This is a genomic window from uncultured Faecalicoccus sp., from assembly GCF_944325745.1.
In the GTDB taxonomy this organism is placed as follows: domain Bacteria; phylum Bacillota_I; class Bacilli_A; order Erysipelotrichales; family Erysipelotrichaceae; genus Faecalicoccus.
The window spans coordinates 1-15,743 of the sequence record NZ_CALVBG010000023.1 but is presented as its reverse complement, the minus strand read 5'-3'; the positions used below and the strand labels follow the sequence as shown (position 1 = coordinate 15,743).

Genomic DNA, 15,743 nt, shown 5'->3' with positions numbered 1-15,743 from the left:
AACTACCACCAGATCAAAGAGATGACCGAAGAGCAGGTAAACTGCAGCATCCAGCTGCTGGAAGATATCTTATCTTATTATGCATCGGTAGTAAGCGAAGACTAGTTCTTCGCTTTTTTTTAAGGCAAGAAAAAAAGCGGAAGATCATTCCGCCTGCAGATATCGATCCAGATCTTCGTGATGATCTTTCAGATCCTGATATCCGGTTTTATAAAGGGATTCTAATTTCACGACATCTTGTTCCAAACGTCCCACACCATGCGTATCGCTGGGGTATAAAACAAAGAGTTGTCCTTCCTTTTCTAATTCTTCCATTTTTTGAAATTGTTCATTGTATCGGATATGACGATTCTTTAAGGCGTCTACGACATAAGGATAGTCCTTATACATTTTTTCTGCCAAAGCCATAAATTTATTGGAAGATTTTCGGTAGCCTTGAGGTTTTGTGGAAATGATGACGATTTTATCATAGCCTTTTTTCATCATAAATTCATATGGAATGGAGTCGGCCAAGCCTCCATCCAGCATTTCATGGCCGCCGAAGGAAACGATTTTGGAGATGAAAGGCAAAGAGGCGCTGGCTCGAATATATTCGATATTTTCCTGGATATGAGGAATGGGAATATAAAGAGCTTCGCCATTCTGACAGTCAAAACAAACCGTATAGAGTCGAGTTTTAGAATTGTTGAAAGTTTTATAATCGAAGGGATCGATTACATTTGGGATTTCATCATAAATGAATTGGGCATTGAAAAGATCCCCGGTCTGAATCAAGGATTTAAAAGAGAAACTGCGTTTATCGACCAGGTAATGTGCCCCGATTCGAATCGCTCGGCCTCTTTGTTTGCTGATGTAGCTGGTCGCATGACAAGCGCCGGCGCTGACTCCGATCACGCCGTCAAACTGAATCTGCTGATCTAATAAGTAGTCGATCACACCGCAAGTATAGGCACCGCGCATGCCGCCGCCTTCTAATACCAATGCTGTTTTCATTTCACATTCCCCCCTTATAGAAACATTATTATACTGCGAATTTGAGGGATGTCAAAAGTCTTACTGTTCGTTTGAAAAGGGAATGTGTATAATGAAGAAGAAAGAGAAGTGATACTTATGAAACTGATTTTGGCAATCATGTCCAACGATGACAGTCCTACAGTGAGCACACAGTTGAACAAAGCCGGTTATCAGGTAACGAAGCTGGCAACAACAGGAGGTTTTTTGCGTGCAGGGAATACGACTTTGATTTGTGGTTGTGAGGATGATGCGGTCCAGCGGGCTTTGCAGATCATAGAAAAACACTCAAGCAAGCGAACAGAAATCATCCCCAATACGGCCAGTTATGATATCTCGCATTTTTCCAGTTTTCCTTTAGAAGTGCAAGTGGGCGGTGCAGTTATCTTCGTACTGGATGTTGAACAGTTCTATAAAGTATAAAAACAGGCGCCAGCTAATTGCTGGCGCTGATGCGTTTCTGGATCATTTTTTGAATTTCTTTAGCTTCCTGGGTGTCTTTGTGGTACAGATCTGTATTGAACCCGGTCTTGATCTTTGAGATATAGATAGCACGAATCGATCCGTCTTTTAATGTGATCTTGATTCCCACATAGAATCGCGGCTCCAAAGCACCGCTTAGGAAGGTTGTTCCTCCAAGAACTTGATGAGAAAAAGGAATGGATTTTCCATGGAAGCTGGCTTCTTCGTTGAGTACAGCAGCCTTTTCAATGGCTTCGTAAGAAACTTCTCCTATTGTTCCCATCAAAATATCCAGTTTTTTGTTGTCGTCATCAAATCTGACGGATTGAAATTGTTTCAACATGGAAATCACCTCGTTTCTTTCATCTTTATCATACCTATTAGATAATTTTTTCACAAGTAATGCGGTATTAAGATTCTGTAAATAAGAAACTCGATATAAGTTAGAGAATACTCACTAAACAAGATTGTTTTTCTTTAAATAAAGGGTTAAACTAAGAATAGTTCTTAGATAAGGAGATAAGATGTATAAGATTTCAAAACAGAGAGAATGGATCTATACGTATATGCTGGAACATCCGGGGCAGCATTTCAGCGCGGAAGATATCTTTGCCGGACTGAATGAGATGGGAAAAACTGTTTCACTGGCTACGGTCTACCGCAATTTGAAAATTTTACAGAATGAGCATCGGATCGGAAGCTTGATGTTGACCAGCGGAAAACAAGTGTTCGACCAAACTTGCCGGCCGCACGATCATCTGATCTGTACGCATTGCCATCGCGTCTATGATGTGGATATGACGTATGATCGGTCTCTGGAAAGAAAAGCCGAAAATCAGCTTCAGCTTCCCATTGAATCCCATTCTTTGATCTTGTATGGAATCTGTGCAGATTGTCTTAAAGAAAGGTAAGGTAAAGAACAATGGAATTAAAAGGATCAAAAACAGAACAAAATTTACAGACGGCATTTGCCGGAGAAAGCCAGGCTCGCAACAAATACACATATTTTGCTAATGTGGCCCGTAAAGAAGGAATGAACCAGATCGCAGAGATCTTTGAAGAAACAGCTCGCAACGAACAAGAACATGCTCGTTTATGGTTTGAAGCTTTAGGCGGTATCGGAAATACGGATGCAAACTTAAAAGCCGCTGCTGAAGGGGAAAACTACGAATGGACAACGATGTATAAAGAGTTTGCAGAAACAGCTCGTGAAGAAGGATTCACAAAGATCGCTTTCCAGATGGATAAAGTGGCAGAAATCGAAAAACAACATGAAGAACGTTATTTGAAACTGCTTTCTAATGTGGAAAACGGAAAAGTATTCGCCGGAGAAGAAAGCGATACTTGGATCTGTGGAATTTGCGGATTTCAGTACACGGGAGCCAATGCGCCAAAAGCTTGCCCGGTTTGTGGATATCCTCAGTCTGTATTCCGTAAGATCGCTAAAAATTATTAATCCGATAAGCTCAGTTCGCTGAGCTTTTTTTTGTGGGAATGTTGTATACTATAAACAAGTAGAATTTTGAGGTGATCGTATGTCGATTCTGTCTTTTCTGCTGATCCTGGTCGTGGCCTTTTTAGCCGGAGTCGAAGGAGTCTTGGATGAATTTCAGTTTCATCAGCCTTTAGTGGCTTGCGCTTTGATCGGTTTGGTCAGTGGACATCTTACGGAAGGGATCCTTTTAGGCGGATACTTACAAATGATGGCTTTAGGGTGGGCCAATGTTGGAGCAGCGGTCGCTCCCGACGTTGCTTTAGCTTCTATCGCCAGCGGTATTTTGATGGTACAGGGACTGACTTCTTCACTGGATCCGAACCTGGTGATCTCTGGAGCCATAGGGGTTGCGATCCCGCTTTCTGTGATTGGTCTATTTTTGACGAAGATCTGCCGGACCAAGGCGATCACTTTGGTTCAGAATATGGATGCAGCGGCACAAACGGGAAATATTCGCAAAATGGAATTTTGGCATCGATGCGGAATTGTTATGCAAGGATGCCGTGTGATGATCCCGGCCCTGATTTTATTATGGATCCCCGCAAGCTGGATTGCTGCCGGATTGGAAAGTCTTCCTCTGTGGTTATTAGAAGGCTTGCAGGCTGCCCGGGGATTGATCCCGGCACTCGGATTTGCGATCGTGATCAATGTCCTGGCTTCTAAAGAAACGTGGGTGTTTTTTGCGCTGGGATTTTGTTTGGCGTGTATTCAGTCGTTATCACTGGTGGCGTTATCCATTTTGGGAGCCGGAATGATGATCATCTATATGATATTGAAAAAAGGCGAAGCCGATGGACCGCAAATCGAACTCGGGGATATTTTGGACTCTTCAAAAGATAGATAGTCTTTCCGGTTTCGTGTTAGAATAAAAAAAGACGAGGAGATTAATACAGATGAAAATTTTAGTGATTGGAAAAGGCGGACGCGAGCACGCGTTGGCATACGCTTGTCACAAAAGCAGCCTTTGTGATGAATTGTATATGGCTCCGGGCAATCCGGGAATGGCTAAGATCGGCACTTGTGTCGATGTTTCGGACAGCGATGTTGAAGGTTTGGTTTCTTTTGCGAAAGAAAACCAAATTGATCTGAGTATCGTAGGACCGGAGGCTACGTTGTCGTTAGGGGTTGTCGATGCTTTTCAAAAAGCGGGATTGAAGATCTTTGGACCGACCAAGGCAGCAGCCCAGGTGGAATCCAGTAAGGATTTTGCCAAGAAGATCATGGCTAAATATGCGATTCCGACCGCGGCCTATCAAACATTTGATGATCTGGAAAAGGCAACGGCCTATGTAAAAGAAAAAGGCGCTCCGATCGTGATCAAAGAAGATGGTTTGAAAGCTGGGAAAGGGGTCACGGTTGCCCAGGAACTTTCTGAGGCTTTGGAAGCATTGGATATCGCCTTTAGCCAGGAAGGAAATAAAGTCGTGATCGAAGAATGTTTGGTGGGATTCGAATTTTCTTTGATCTGTTTAGTGCATAATGAACAAGTGATCCCATTGGAGATCGCCCAAGACCATAAACCGGTATTTGACGGAGATAAAGGTCCCAATACCGGCGGCATGGGATCTTATAGTCCGGTCAAGAAGATCACACCGGAGATCGTAGAGAATGCGATGGAAACGATCATGAAACCGATGGCCAAGGCCATGGTTCAGGAAGGGGTTCCATTTACCGGCTTCTTGTATGGAGGTTTGATGTTGACGCAGGATGGTGTCAAAGTCATCGAATTCAATGCCCGTTTTGGAGATCCGGAAGCAGAAGTCGTACTGCCGCGTTTGGAAAGCGACTTTGTCCAAGCCATCTTAGATGTCATGGCAAACAAACCGGTTCAGCTGACTTGGTCTTCTAAGGTCAGCCATGGGGTTGTTTTGGCGAGCACGAATTATCCGGCCAGCTCTACGAAGGGAGCGGTGATCAAAAATACGGAAGACTTGGATGCGCTTGTCTTCCATATGGGTACAAAGACAAAAGACGGTCAATTGGTGACCGATGGCGGCCGTGTATTGATGGTTGTTACTTTGGAAGATACTTTGGAAGAGGCTTTTGCCCATACGTATAAAGAAGTAGAAAAGATCGAATGTACGGATCTTTTCTATCGTCATGATATTGGAAAGAAGGATATGGATCATGAGTAAGTCAGATTTAGAAATTGCCCAGGAATGTGTCCTGGAACCGATCGAAAAAGTGGCGGCCAAGATTGGGATCCCTGCGGATTCTTTGGAATTATATGGAAAATATAAAGCGAAGCTGTCTTTTGACTACATCAAAGAATTAGAAAATCGTGACATGGGGAAATTGATCCTTGTGACAGCCATCAACCCAACCAAGGCCGGCGAAGGAAAAAGTACAACGACGGTAGGATTGGGAGATGCCCTGAACCAGATTGGGAAAAAGACCATGATGGCTCTTCGTGAACCGAGTTTGGGTCCGGTCTTTGGTTTAAAAGGCGGGGCTGCCGGCGGGGGTTATGCTCAGGTGGTGCCGATGGAGGATATCAACCTTCATTTTACCGGAGATATGCACGCCATCACAACGGCCAACAACTTGGTTTGTGCAATGATCGATAATCATATGCATCAAGGAAACGAGTTAAATATTGATCCGGAAAAGATCACATTCAAGCGCTGCTTGGATATGAACGATCGTACGCTTCGTGATATTACGATCGGGCAGGGCTCCAAAGCCAATGGAGTTGAACGAAAAGATGGTTTCAACATCACTGTTGCCAGTGAAGTTATGGCTGCTTTATGTTTAGCCAATGATCTGATGGATCTGAAACGTCGTTTTGGAGAGATGTTGGTTGCGTATACCTACGATGATGAACCGGTCTATATCAAAGATCTGAAATGCGAAGGGGCCATGGCCATGGTCATGAAGGATGCGATCTTACCGAATATCGTTCAGACTTTGGAACACAATCCGGTTTTGATCCACGGGGGACCTTTTGCGAACATTGCGCATGGATGTAACTCTGTGATCGCCACAAAAGCTTGTCTTCGCTTAGCAGATTATACGGTAACTGAAGCGGGGTTTGGAGCGGATCTGGGAGCAGAAAAATTCTTGGATATCAAATGTCGTTTGGCTAATCTTCATCCGAATGCTGTCGTGATCGTTGCGACCGTTCGTGCCTTGAAACAACATGGCGGGGTAGCTTTTGAAGATCTGAAGGAAGAAAATGTGGATGCCTTGTTGAAGGGATGCGAAAACTTGGCAAAACATATCGATACGATCCAGCAGTTTGGTCTTCCTTATGTCGTGGCAATCAACCAGTTTGTCAGCGATACCGATCACGAAATTCAGGCTTTGGAAAACTGGTGTGAAGAAAATGGCCATCCAATGTCATTGTCTACAGTTTGGGCCAATGGCGGAAAGGGTGCCATCGATCTGGCACAAAAAGTGGTCGATCTTTGTGAAAAAGAAAATTACTATGCACCTCTATATGATGTGGATAAAACGATCGAAGAAAAGATCGAAGCGATTGCGAAGAAAGTATATGGAGCAGATGGTGTTGAGTTTACGCCGGAAGCCAAAGCCCAGATTGAAACATTCAATAAAAACGGATGGGGACAATTGCCGATCTGTATGGCTAAGACGCAGATGTCTTTGAGCGATGATGGCTCGATCATGGGGCGTCCGCAAGGATTCAAGATCACCGTTCGTGAACTTCGCCCAAGTTTAGGAGCCGGATTTATCGTAGCACTTACAGGAAAGGTCTTAACGATGCCAGGCCTTCCAAAACATCCAAGTGCTTTAGATATGGATATTGACGAAGACGGAAAAATCACAGGTTTATTCTAGAGGATCGAAAGATCCTCTTTTTTGTATCGCAAAAAAGTTAGGCTTAAGCCTAACAGATTCGTGGCAGGGGCTGGCCGGACAGCTTTCTTAAGTTGCGGGTCGCTCCTATTTTCGTTTTCAAAGTTAATTTTTTTGGATGATCTTTTGTGATCTTGCCGATGATCTTGGCTTTCGGGCCTAAAGAGCGGCAAAGTTCGTTTGCTTGGTTCTGGTCGATGACGGCCAACATTCGTCCTTCGCATGCCAGATATAGAGGATCAAATCCTAACAGATCACAAAGCGTTTGCACATCCGAATCGATGGGGAGTTTCTTTTCCTCCAATTCCATGCCCCAAGAAGTATGCTCAATCAATTCCAGGCATGTGGTTGCCACGCCGCCGCGAGTAGGATCTCGCAAGATGCGCAGACCGGAAAAAGAAAAAGCCGTTTGCGCAAGGCTGGTCAAAAGGGCACAGTCAGAAGTTAAATTTCCATCCAATTGAATATCTTCTCGAGCCATAAAGATACTGGCGCCGTGACGGGCCATACTGCCGGAAAGAATCACGGCGTCGCCTTCCTGGTATTGATAATCTAGAGTTTTGATCTTGGTTCCAATACCGGCTGTATTGATCCAAATCTGGTTTCCTTTTTGATGTTCGATTACTTTTGTATCTCCGGTCACGATGGAAATGTTGGCTTGTTGGGCCGTTTCTTTCATGGAATCCAAGATCGTTTTCAGATCGCAGAGGGGGAATCCTTCTTCCAGGATCAAAGAACAAGAAAGATAGCGCGGCAGACCGCCAGCCATGCAGATGTCATTGACGGTACCGCAGACTGCCAGTTTTCCAATATCGCCGCCGGGAAATTTCCACGGATCTACGACAAAGCTGTCGGTAGAAAAGACAAGTTCCTGATCAAAACCTGGTAATATCGCTGCATCTTTGAGTTCATTCAAACTTGGATTCTGAAAGCGGGGTACGATTTCTTGTTCGATCAGCTGAGAGGTCAGCTGGCCTCCGCTTCCATGATCTAATGTAATGTTTTTTTTCATGGTGCTACTTATTTGATACCAATGTATCGTTTCCTCTCTATTCATTTTCATCAAAATGTTTCTGGATGTGATATTTTGTTTTAAAAGCTTGGTATTCTTCTTTAGAAATCTTATATTTCTCACTATTTCCTTGAATATAGTCATCATAAGAAAATGTATGATCCTCTAAAGCATCGCTGATGATTCTAAACAAATACTGCTTTTCGCCGTAGCTATACATCACTAAAGAATCTCGAACATAGAATGGATTCTTATGGATCAGATCCAAATTGAATTCAATTCCATTTTTAAGCAACAACAACCAGATTGTTAATAAACAACTTCGAGTATTTCCTTCGCGAAATGGATGAATTTCCCACATGGTCGTTAAAATATCACATACCATTTCACATTCTGGGTGTTCCCAGTCCTCATCTGAAGCTCTTTTATCTAAATCAATCAATCTTTTATTGATGTCGGTAGCTTTGGCATATTGAACACTAGCTCCACTTAATACCCTTTCCGCTTTAAAGAAATCAATAGTTCTATATTGTCCGGCCCAATCATACAAATGATTGAACAAATTGAAATGGACTTCATTAAGCATTGACTGCAGTGATTCTGATTTTATCTTTGAAGGTTCACTCATGATACTAAGCATCCGGCTTCCTACGGAATCCAATTCTAATTCTTCCAAAAGTTTAGAATCTTTGATTCCGTATTTATTTTTTAACACGGTAGTATTGGGATAACAATATAATCTATCCTCCATTGCGGTCCTCCAAATATAACCCTTTATCTGAATTTCTGATTAGTTCTTCAATCGTTAATTTACCGTCCACCCAATCATCAAGAGCGTTTAAATAGGATTGTGAAGGTAGGGGACAAGCACTTGTTAAAATGGTAAGCATTGATTTCTTCAATCTGTTTCGGCGCAGCCACTCTTTTGCGTTTTCTTCGTTTTTAACTTTTTCTATGACGATACGATCTCCATCAAATGTCATAACAATTTCTCGATTTTCATGATCGATCGCAAGTTTATGCATCCATTTTGACGGTAAACTTATTTTGAATGATTTGGCATTTTTGGAAGCATTTCCTCCGGCAGAATTAATGATCACTCGGGTTCTTCTGTTTTCTGTGTTTTTCATACGCCTATTATATCACATATTGGTACCCAATAGTTAGAATAACAGTATGTTCGTTTTGATTACTCATCTTCAAAAGTATAAGCAGCTGCACAAGCCCCTTCACTGGAGACCATGCAAGGACCGACCGGATCTTGCGGGGTGCAGACCGTTTTAAATAATGGACACTGTGAAGGTTCTTTTTTTCCGCAGAGAATATCAGCACATTGACAGTTCTGAGGTTCCTTGTTTTCTAACGGAGGGAGATGAAAATGCAGGCTGGCATCGAATTTTTGATATTTTTCTTTTAAACGATAACCGCTGTTTGGCAAAGTTCCTAAACCGCGCCAAAGGGAATCTTCGACTTCAAAGACATCTTCTATTTGCGCTTGGGCAATCGGGTTTCCCGCTTTTTGAACGAGCCGGTCATAAGTATTTAGGATCTGCGGCTGGTCTTGATTGATCATTTGGATCAAAGCTTCGATCGATACGAGGATATCCTCGGGTTCAAATCCGCTGATCACACCGGGCCGGTGGTATTTTTCGGGCAAAAATTCAAATCCTTTTTCGCCTAAAATCACCGCAACATGGCCAGGGCAAAGGAAACCGTCGATCTGGGTCTTTTCATTTTCCAGTAAAGCGCAAATCGCCGGTTCTGTCCGTTTTAAAAGACTATAAAAATAAAAGTTGGTGAGTTTGTTTCGCCTGGCTTCCTGGATCAAGATCGCGCTGCCGGGAGCTGTCGTTTCAAATCCTACGCCCATAAACAGAATGGTTTTTTCTGGATTCTTGAAAGCGAGCTCGATCGCATCCATCGGGGATAGACAAAGGCGAACATTAGCACGATTTCGAAGAGTTTCGTGCTGACTGCCCGGGATCCGCAAGAGGTCACCATAACTGCATACGATCAAATCCGGATCCTTGGTCAGTTCTAAAGCCATATCGATGGCACTGGAAGGCGTGACACAAACGGGACAACCAGGGCCGGAGATCAATTTGACTTCTTTAGGCAATAAACTTTTGATCCCGCTTTTGGCGATTGCCATAGTATGGGTCCCGCAGATCTCCATTAAGGTGATCGGACGTTTTGGTTTACTGAAGCGCATGGAATAGCTCCTGATAGAGTTCACGGGTTTCTTGGGCTTTTTGAGCGTCGACTTTTTCAATCGCAAAGCCGGCATGGACCATGACATCATCTCCGACTTGGCAGTCGGGCAAAAAGTCGATCCGGATCTTTTGGGAAATGCCGTTGGCAGATCCAATCGCCGTCTTTCCTTCGATTTTTTGAATGGTCAAAGGGATGGCCAAACACATAGTCTCACATCCTTTTTTGGGCAATAGCCAGCTGACCCAAGGCAATGCCTTCATCGGTACAGCTGACTCTTCTATGCCAGTATACACGATATCCGTGCTTTTTTAAGCCGGAAATGATTCCTTTTAATAAGATCTGATTTTGAAAACAGCCGCCGCTCAAGATGACCGGCAGATGATCCGGATTCAAGGCACAAGTTTGTTCAATGGCCATCTGGATCAACGTGTTGTGGATCTTTTGGGCTTTATATTCTTGTGGATCCGTATCTTCCAGACAAGCTTTGACCATGGGAGTCCAGTCAAAATAGCGGATCTTATTTTTTGTTTGATAGGCGGTAGGGTATCGTTTAGCGACTGGTTTTGCCATCGCTTCTAAGGCCACAGGCGCTTGTCCTTCGTAAGTTTGATGCGTCTTTTTGGTGATCAAACTATAGAATCCATCCAATAAGCGGCCCATTCCGCTGGAGAATACGGAGGCATGTCGTCCAATCTTTTTTAAGTTTTCTTGGGTTGAATCTTCCAAAAGCGCGATTTCTTTATCTGTCTGCCAACTCATGGCCAAAGCGATACGTGCAATCTCATGGATTGCCTTTTCGCCCCCCAGTAAAGGAATGGGCAAGATCGATCCGCAGCGCTGATAGGAGTTTAGATCCCCTATCAAAAATTCACTGCCCCAGATCGTTTGATCTTCTCCCCATCCGGTTCCATCCCAGATGATGCCAAAACAAGGCTCATGGAGCTGATTGTCTTCCATACACGAGGCCATGTGCGCATGATGATGTTGTATCGGGACTAACGGAAGGTTCAGGCTTTGTGCATATTGGGTGGCGGTATAATCCGGATGAAGATCGCAGGCCACCAAACTGGGGGTAATGGAAAAAAGCCGTTCCATTGTCTTGAGTGCTTTATGATAATGGGCAAAGGTCTCTAAGTTTTCCATATTTCCAATATAAGGACTCAAGAAAGCTTGATGATCTTTCCCTAAGGCAAAGCTGCCTTTTTGATGAGCGCCTACAGCCAAGATGCCGCTCACGTCTTCCTGGGTTGTCAGCGGCAAGGGGACATAGCCGCGGCTGCGGCGAATAAAGTAAGGAGCTTGATTTACAATGCGCATCAAAGAATCATCGCAGCGATTTTCGATAGGGCGATCATGCAGTAGAAAAGAGTCGGCGATATCTTTGAGTTGTTCTTTGGCTTCCTCATTATCGATCAGCACCGGCAGATCGTGCAGATTGGCGCTGGTCATGACCAGGGCGGTGCATTCTTGTAACAGTAATATATGCAAAGGGCTGTAAGGCAAAAATATGCCCAATTCCTTCGTATGAGAGAGGTCTTGACAGGCTTGCGGATCATGCTTTGCGCAAAGGATGATCGGGCGTTCTGGAGAGTTTAGAATCTTCTCTTCTATCGGATCCAACCGGACGAATTCTTTGGCGGTTTCCAGATCTTTGACCATGATTGCCAGCGGTTTGGTTTCTCGGTGCTTGCGCTGGCGAAGACGCCGGATGGCTTGCGGATCTCGGGCATCGCAGGCCAGATGGATGCCGCCGATTCCTTTGATCGCAACGATCTTTCCTTGTTTCAGATCTTGGATGGCGTTTTTCAGAGGGTCGTTTAATGTTGAGTTCCCAATATATTCCAGTTGGGGACCGCAACATTTACAGGCATTGGGCTGGGCGTGATATCGCCGGTTTGTGATATCGGTGTATTCTTTTTCGCAATCTGGGCACAAGGAAAATGCCGACATCGTGGTATTTTTACGGTCGTAAGGAATATCCTGGATGATCGTATAACGAGGTCCGCAGTTGGTACAGTTGATAAAGGGGTATCGGTATCTTCGGTCTTGGGGATCAAGCAGTTCACGTACGCAGTCTTCACAGGGGGCAATATCGGCCGCAATCAAGGTCTCGTGGCTTCCTGTCTGACTTTCGATGATTTCAAACGAAGAATAAGCTTGAACAGGACCTTCTGTGGCTGTGATCTTTTGAATCTGGGCCAAAGCGGGTGCCTGAGTTTGAAGATTGGATAAAAAAGCGTGAACGCTTGTTTCGGATCCCTCGACATGGATCTCTACACCTTCTCCGGAGTTAAAACAAACTCCCATAAGATGATGTGTTTTTGCCAGACGGTGTACAAAGGGCCGAAAGCCTACGCCTTGAACGATACCGGATACATGGATCTGAATATGAATCATAATAGAGCATCGATCTTTTCTTTTAAATAGTTGCTGAGAGCATCAATCCCGCTTTTATCTTTGGCGCTGACGACAAAAGCAGGGGCTCCGGGATTGACACCTTGATAGTCTTTTTGTACGCGGTCCAGATCAAAGTCAAAATAAGGTAAAACATCGGCTTTGTTTATGATCAGACAATCAGTTTCGGTAAACATCAGAGGGTATTTAACGACTTTATCATCGCCTTCCGGAATGCTCAGGATGGTCATGCGCATCGTTTCTCCAATATCGAATTCGGCAGGGCAGACCAAGTTGCCGATATTTTCGACAAAGAGGACATCGATTTGATCTAAGTCAAATTCAGGCAAGATCTTTTGAATGCTCATAGCTTCGATATGGCAGGCCCCATCGGTATTGAGTTCAACACTGGGGATCCCCAGATCGGCCATGGTTTTGGCGTCGATGCTGGTGGTGATATCGCCTTCGATCACACCGAGGGAATATTTGTTTCGTAGTGCCTGGATCAGTTCTTTGAGAAGGCTGGTCTTGCCTGCGCCGGGCGATCCCATGATATTGATCAGGATCGTGTGATGTTTTTTTAAGGTCTCTTTGACTTGACCGGATACATCTTCGTTCCAGTCTAAGATTTGATGATATACTTTGATTTCCATGTTATTCTACCTCGATACTTTCTATCATACATTCATTGCCGGAAAGTCTTTTGAGATTGGTACTGTGGCAATAAGGACATTCAATATGAAGACGGTCGATCTCGGCTTCTTTCTGGCATGTGTTACAGCGGATCTTTAAAGGGATCGTCTTGGCTATGATCTGCACATCTTGGGCCATCGTCCCTTGACTGATCACATCCATATACATTTGGATGCATTCAGGGACAAAACCGCAAAAAGGTCCTAAGGCCAAGGTGATTTTTTTGATTTTTTTGGCGTGGTGTTTTTTGGCGATCTCTAATGTTTCTTTTAAAATATGGCTTGTGATCTCCATCTCATGCATAGGGACATTATACCGCGGGAAAAGATAAAAATGAATGGAAACCCCTTTCAAATAGGAATATAATGAAAACGGTTAAGACTATGGGGGGATGTCTCTTGTTTTTGATACCGGTATTGGCTGGCATACCCTTGGTGGGAGCGGCCCTTATTTTTTTGATACACGATGCCCGCTTGCGCGGCTATGTGATCTATGGCACGGTCGCATTGATGATGGCCGCTTGTTTAGGATTGACAGGGGCCTGGATCTTGGATGGCGGCACGCCATGGCTTTTATATACGCATACGGAGATCATCGATCATCTCATGCAGGGATTAGAGATCCTGTTGATGGTCTTTATCATCTATATGAGCTTCAAATATAAAAGGCGCTGGGTCTCCATTCTTTCCATCTTACAAACGGGACTGGCTTTATGGGTCGAATATTCGTATCCGCTTCAGGAAGCAACCCATACGCAGGTGGATTCCTTAGCTTTGTTGATGTGTGTGATCTGCGCTTTGATCGGCGGTTTGATCGGCATCTATTCTGTAGGATATATGAAAAGTTATCATGAAAAACATCGGGGTGTGATCGATCGCAGTTCGACTTTTCTGGCGCTTTTATTTGTGTTTATGTCCGCTATGTTTGGATTGGTGATTTCTTCCAATTTGATCTGGATGTATTTTTTCTGGGAAGTCACCAGTGTGATCTCTTTTTTGTTGATTGGTTATACAAGGACGGAAGAAGCAATCGAAAACAGCTTCCGGGCTTTATGGATGAATCTTTTAGGCGGTTTTGGTTTTGCGGTGGCGATCTGGCTTTGTGCAATGTGGAATCACAGTGTTCAGATGGATCAAATCGTCGCCAGTGCCAATCCGATGATCATCGGCATGCTTTGTCTGGCTGGGCTGACCAAAAGTGCCCAGCTGCCTTTTTCGACCTGGCTGTTTGGGGCCATGGTGGCACCGACGCCTTCCAGTGCTCTGCTGCATAGCGCAACCATGGTCAAAGCGGGTGTTTATTTGTTGATCCGTCTGGCGCCGGCTTTGAATGGAACTCTTTGTGGAACCATCGTGAGCTTTATTGGCGGTTTTACCTTTATCATGACTTCTTTGATGGCCATTGCCCAAAACGATGCGAAAAAAGTACTGGCGTTCTCAACGATCTCCAATTTAGGCTTGATCGTAGCCTGTGCCGGCATTGGTGTAGAGCAGACTGTCTGGGCGGCGATCTTTTTGATGATCTTTCACTCCTCAAGCAAATCGATGTTGTTTGAGGCGGTAGGGGCGACGGAAAACAGTATTGGTTCCCGGGATATCGAAAGCATGCACGGCTTGATCCTGCGCTTGCCGAAACTGGCTTATGTGATGGGAATCGGGATTGCCGGGATGTATTTAGCGCCCTTTGGAATGCTGATCAGTAAATGGGTGGCATTAAAAGCGTTCGTGGATTCAGGAAATGTTTTATTGGTCATCTGTATTGCGTTTGGAAGTGCATCAACGATGTTTTACTGGACAAAATGGTTAGGAAAGCTGATTGCGATGCATAAACCGCATACTCCGGATCCGGATATCACGCGCAAAGATGAATATTTTTCGATGGCGGTTTTGTGCGGAATCACCATTCTTTTGTGCCTTTTATTCCCGCTGTTGGCAGGGTATGTCGTCAATCCGATCGTTCTTTCTTTGTTTGGAGCGACGACCGATGTCTTGTCCATGAGTGAATTGACTACGATGGTGATCATGGTTTGCAGCGTATTGATCGTTCCGGCGATGATGTTCTTGATCACACGGATGGCTCCGCGCGATATCGTTCCGATCTATATGAACGGGATCAATGTGGGAGACAACTCGCACTTTATCGATAGTTTTGGAGAGGAAAAGAAACTGCATCTGTCCAATTGGTACTTGCGGTTTGATTTTGGAAGGCGGCGGTTGTTGAAACCGTCCCAGATCTTATCGGCCAGTGTGCTGATCGTGACCTTTGCGATCTTGTTAGGGGGTGTTTTGGCATGAGTCGAACCATCTCTTTGATTCTTTATCTTTTGTTGGCACCATTTGTCGGCGCTTTGTTGGATGGAGTGGATCGCAAGATCACCGCGCGTATGCAGGGGCGAAAAGGACCGAGTCTGCTTCAGCCGTTTTATGATTTGATCAAGTTATTTTCGAAACAGATGATTGCGGTCAACAGCGTACAGCTCTTATTGAACTGCAGCTATCTGGTCTTTCTGGCGATTGCCGGCGGGATGGTGTTCTTTGGAACTGATATCCTGATGTCTTTGTTTATTCTGTCGACTGCCGACATGTTTTTGATCTTGGCAGCCAGTTCTGATTCATCCCCTTATTCCAATATTGGAGCCAGCCGGGA

18 protein-coding genes are annotated in these 15,743 nt (G+C 44.5%); 8 read left to right on the top strand and 10 right to left on the bottom strand.

Annotation, left to right across the window (positions count from 1 at the left end; genetic code table 11):
- Window positions 1-144: 144 nt before the first annotated feature.
- Window positions 145-993: a patatin family protein gene (locus Q0J48_RS03830; RefSeq protein ID WP_183375183.1), complete on the bottom strand. Its 849-nt coding sequence runs from the start codon at window positions 991-993 to the stop codon at window positions 145-147.
- A 117-nt stretch (window positions 994-1,110) separates the two neighbouring features.
- On the opposite strand from Q0J48_RS03830, the gene Q0J48_RS03825 reads away from it, so the two are divergent.
- Entirely contained in the window at window positions 1,111-1,434 is a 324-nt protein-coding gene (locus tag Q0J48_RS03825) for a cyclic-di-AMP receptor (protein ID WP_183375184.1), read from the top strand.
- Between the two features lie 13 nt (window positions 1,435-1,447).
- On the opposite strand, the gene Q0J48_RS03820 is transcribed toward Q0J48_RS03825, so the two are convergent.
- On the bottom strand, window positions 1,448-1,816 hold the full coding sequence (locus Q0J48_RS03820) for a hypothetical protein (protein ID WP_204685374.1): 369 nt from the start codon (window positions 1,814-1,816) through the stop codon (window positions 1,448-1,450).
- Between the two features lie 181 nt (window positions 1,817-1,997).
- On the opposite strand from Q0J48_RS03820, the gene Q0J48_RS03815 reads away from it, so the two are divergent.
- The 5 genes from Q0J48_RS03815 (at window position 1,998) to Q0J48_RS03795 (ending at window position 6,766) form a co-directional block, all read left to right on the top strand.
- Complete coding sequence (locus tag Q0J48_RS03815) at window positions 1,998-2,384, top strand: transcriptional repressor (protein WP_183375186.1); 387 nt, start codon at window positions 1,998-2,000, stop codon at window positions 2,382-2,384.
- An 11-nt stretch (window positions 2,385-2,395) separates the two neighbouring features.
- On the top strand, window positions 2,396-2,929 hold the full coding sequence (gene rbr, locus Q0J48_RS03810; protein WP_183375187.1) for a rubrerythrin: 534 nt from the start codon (window positions 2,396-2,398) through the stop codon (window positions 2,927-2,929).
- A 79-nt stretch (window positions 2,930-3,008) separates the two neighbouring features.
- Window positions 3,009-3,812 carry a mannose/fructose/sorbose family PTS transporter subunit IIC gene (locus Q0J48_RS03805; RefSeq protein ID WP_296241794.1) on the top strand — a complete coding sequence of 268 codons (804 nt, stop codon included), beginning with the start codon at window positions 3,009-3,011 and terminating at the stop codon, window positions 3,810-3,812.
- Between the two features lie 49 nt (window positions 3,813-3,861).
- On the top strand, window positions 3,862-5,103 hold the full coding sequence (purD, locus tag Q0J48_RS03800) for a phosphoribosylamine--glycine ligase (protein ID WP_296241792.1): 1,242 nt from the start codon (window positions 3,862-3,864) through the stop codon (window positions 5,101-5,103).
- Window positions 5,096-6,766 carry a formate--tetrahydrofolate ligase gene (locus Q0J48_RS03795; protein ID WP_296241789.1) on the top strand — a complete coding sequence of 557 codons (1,671 nt, stop codon included), beginning with the start codon at window positions 5,096-5,098 and terminating at the stop codon, window positions 6,764-6,766. Before purD ends, Q0J48_RS03795 begins: the two co-directional genes overlap by 8 nt.
- 49 nt (window positions 6,767-6,815) lie before the next feature.
- Here Q0J48_RS03795 and hypE read toward each other — a convergent pair whose 3' ends face one another.
- Genes hypE through Q0J48_RS03755 form a run of 8 tightly spaced genes read right to left on the bottom strand, consistent with a single transcriptional unit; the run spans window position 6,816 to window position 13,400 of the window.
- The gene (hypE, locus tag Q0J48_RS03790; RefSeq protein ID WP_296241786.1) at window positions 6,816-7,796 is read right to left on the bottom strand and encodes a hydrogenase expression/formation protein HypE; all 981 of its coding nucleotides are present in this window, start codon (window positions 7,794-7,796) and stop codon (window positions 6,816-6,818) included.
- A gap of 37 nt (window positions 7,797-7,833) precedes the next feature.
- Window positions 7,834-8,547, bottom strand: a complete 714-nt coding sequence (locus Q0J48_RS03785; RefSeq protein WP_296241785.1) for a Fic family protein — start codon at window positions 8,545-8,547, stop codon at window positions 7,834-7,836.
- The gene (locus Q0J48_RS03780) at window positions 8,537-8,926 is read right to left on the bottom strand and encodes a hypothetical protein (RefSeq protein WP_296241783.1); all 390 of its coding nucleotides are present in this window, start codon (window positions 8,924-8,926) and stop codon (window positions 8,537-8,539) included. Before Q0J48_RS03780 ends, Q0J48_RS03785 begins: the two co-directional genes overlap by 11 nt.
- A gap of 59 nt (window positions 8,927-8,985) precedes the next feature.
- Window positions 8,986-10,008: a hydrogenase formation protein HypD gene (hypD, locus tag Q0J48_RS03775; RefSeq protein WP_296241782.1), complete on the bottom strand. Its 1,023-nt coding sequence runs from the start codon at window positions 10,006-10,008 to the stop codon at window positions 8,986-8,988.
- A complete protein-coding gene (locus Q0J48_RS03770; RefSeq protein ID WP_296241779.1) occupies window positions 9,995-10,216 on the bottom strand; it encodes a HypC/HybG/HupF family hydrogenase formation chaperone in 222 nt (73 codons plus the stop codon). Before Q0J48_RS03770 ends, hypD begins: the two co-directional genes overlap by 14 nt.
- Before the next feature lie 4 nt (window positions 10,217-10,220).
- Window positions 10,221-12,407, bottom strand: a complete 2,187-nt coding sequence (gene hypF / locus Q0J48_RS03765; RefSeq protein ID WP_296241775.1) for a carbamoyltransferase HypF — start codon at window positions 12,405-12,407, stop codon at window positions 10,221-10,223.
- Window positions 12,404-13,057, bottom strand: a complete 654-nt coding sequence (hypB, locus tag Q0J48_RS03760) for a hydrogenase nickel incorporation protein HypB (RefSeq protein ID WP_296241774.1) — start codon at window positions 13,055-13,057, stop codon at window positions 12,404-12,406. The genes hypF and hypB overlap by 4 nt, the downstream gene beginning before the upstream one ends.
- Window position 13,058: 1 nt before the next feature.
- Window positions 13,059-13,400 (bottom strand): hydrogenase maturation nickel metallochaperone HypA, encoded by a 342-nt coding sequence (locus Q0J48_RS03755; RefSeq protein WP_296241772.1) that lies wholly within the window; start codon window positions 13,398-13,400, stop codon window positions 13,059-13,061.
- A gap of 62 nt (window positions 13,401-13,462) precedes the next feature.
- Between Q0J48_RS03755 and Q0J48_RS03750 the strand changes: the two genes are divergently transcribed.
- Together Q0J48_RS03750 and Q0J48_RS03745 are read left to right on the top strand one after the other, a co-directional pair.
- Complete coding sequence (locus Q0J48_RS03750; protein WP_296241770.1) at window positions 13,463-15,391, top strand: proton-conducting transporter membrane subunit; 1,929 nt, start codon at window positions 13,463-13,465, stop codon at window positions 15,389-15,391.
- Window positions 15,388-15,743: NADH-quinone oxidoreductase subunit H (locus tag Q0J48_RS03745; RefSeq protein WP_296241769.1), on the top strand; the 356-nt coding region annotated here is incomplete at its 3' end. The genes Q0J48_RS03750 and Q0J48_RS03745, both read left to right, overlap by 4 nt.

Bases quoted from the DNA above. Each gene is read 5' to 3' on its own strand.
- Q0J48_RS03755 (WP_296241772.1), bottom strand. From the start codon at position 13,400: ATGCATGAGATGGAGATCACAAGCCATATTTTAAAAGAAACATTAGAG.
- Q0J48_RS03750 (WP_296241770.1), top strand. From the start codon at position 13,463: ATGAAAACGGTTAAGACTATGGGGGGATGTCTCTTGTTTTTGATACCG.
- Q0J48_RS03825 (WP_183375184.1), top strand. From the start codon at position 1,111: ATGAAACTGATTTTGGCAATCATGTCCAACGATGACAGTCCTACAGTG.
- purD (WP_296241792.1), top strand. From the start codon at position 3,862: ATGAAAATTTTAGTGATTGGAAAAGGCGGACGCGAGCACGCGTTGGCA.
- Q0J48_RS03830 (WP_183375183.1), bottom strand. From the start codon at position 993: ATGAAAACAGCATTGGTATTAGAAGGCGGCGGCATGCGCGGTGCCTAT.
- hypF (WP_296241775.1), bottom strand. From the start codon at position 12,407: ATGATTCATATTCAGATCCATGTATCCGGTATCGTTCAAGGCGTAGGC.
- Q0J48_RS03795 (WP_296241789.1), top strand. From the start codon at position 5,096: ATGAGTAAGTCAGATTTAGAAATTGCCCAGGAATGTGTCCTGGAACCG.
- hypD (WP_296241782.1), bottom strand. From the start codon at position 10,008: ATGCGCTTCAGTAAACCAAAACGTCCGATCACCTTAATGGAGATCTGC.
- hypE (WP_296241786.1), bottom strand. From the start codon at position 7,796: ATGAAAAAAAACATTACATTAGATCATGGAAGCGGAGGCCAGCTGACC.
- rbr (WP_183375187.1), top strand. From the start codon at position 2,396: ATGGAATTAAAAGGATCAAAAACAGAACAAAATTTACAGACGGCATTT.
- Q0J48_RS03820 (WP_204685374.1), bottom strand. From the start codon at position 1,816: ATGTTGAAACAATTTCAATCCGTCAGATTTGATGACGACAACAAAAAA.
- hypB (WP_296241774.1), bottom strand. From the start codon at position 13,057: ATGGAAATCAAAGTATATCATCAAATCTTAGACTGGAACGAAGATGTA.
- Q0J48_RS03785 (WP_296241785.1), bottom strand. From the start codon at position 8,547: ATGGAGGATAGATTATATTGTTATCCCAATACTACCGTGTTAAAAAAT.
- Q0J48_RS03780 (WP_296241783.1), bottom strand. From the start codon at position 8,926: ATGAAAAACACAGAAAACAGAAGAACCCGAGTGATCATTAATTCTGCC.
- Q0J48_RS03805 (WP_296241794.1), top strand. From the start codon at position 3,009: ATGTCGATTCTGTCTTTTCTGCTGATCCTGGTCGTGGCCTTTTTAGCC.
- Q0J48_RS03770 (WP_296241779.1), bottom strand. From the start codon at position 10,216: ATGTGTTTGGCCATCCCTTTGACCATTCAAAAAATCGAAGGAAAGACG.
- Q0J48_RS03815 (WP_183375186.1), top strand. From the start codon at position 1,998: ATGTATAAGATTTCAAAACAGAGAGAATGGATCTATACGTATATGCTG.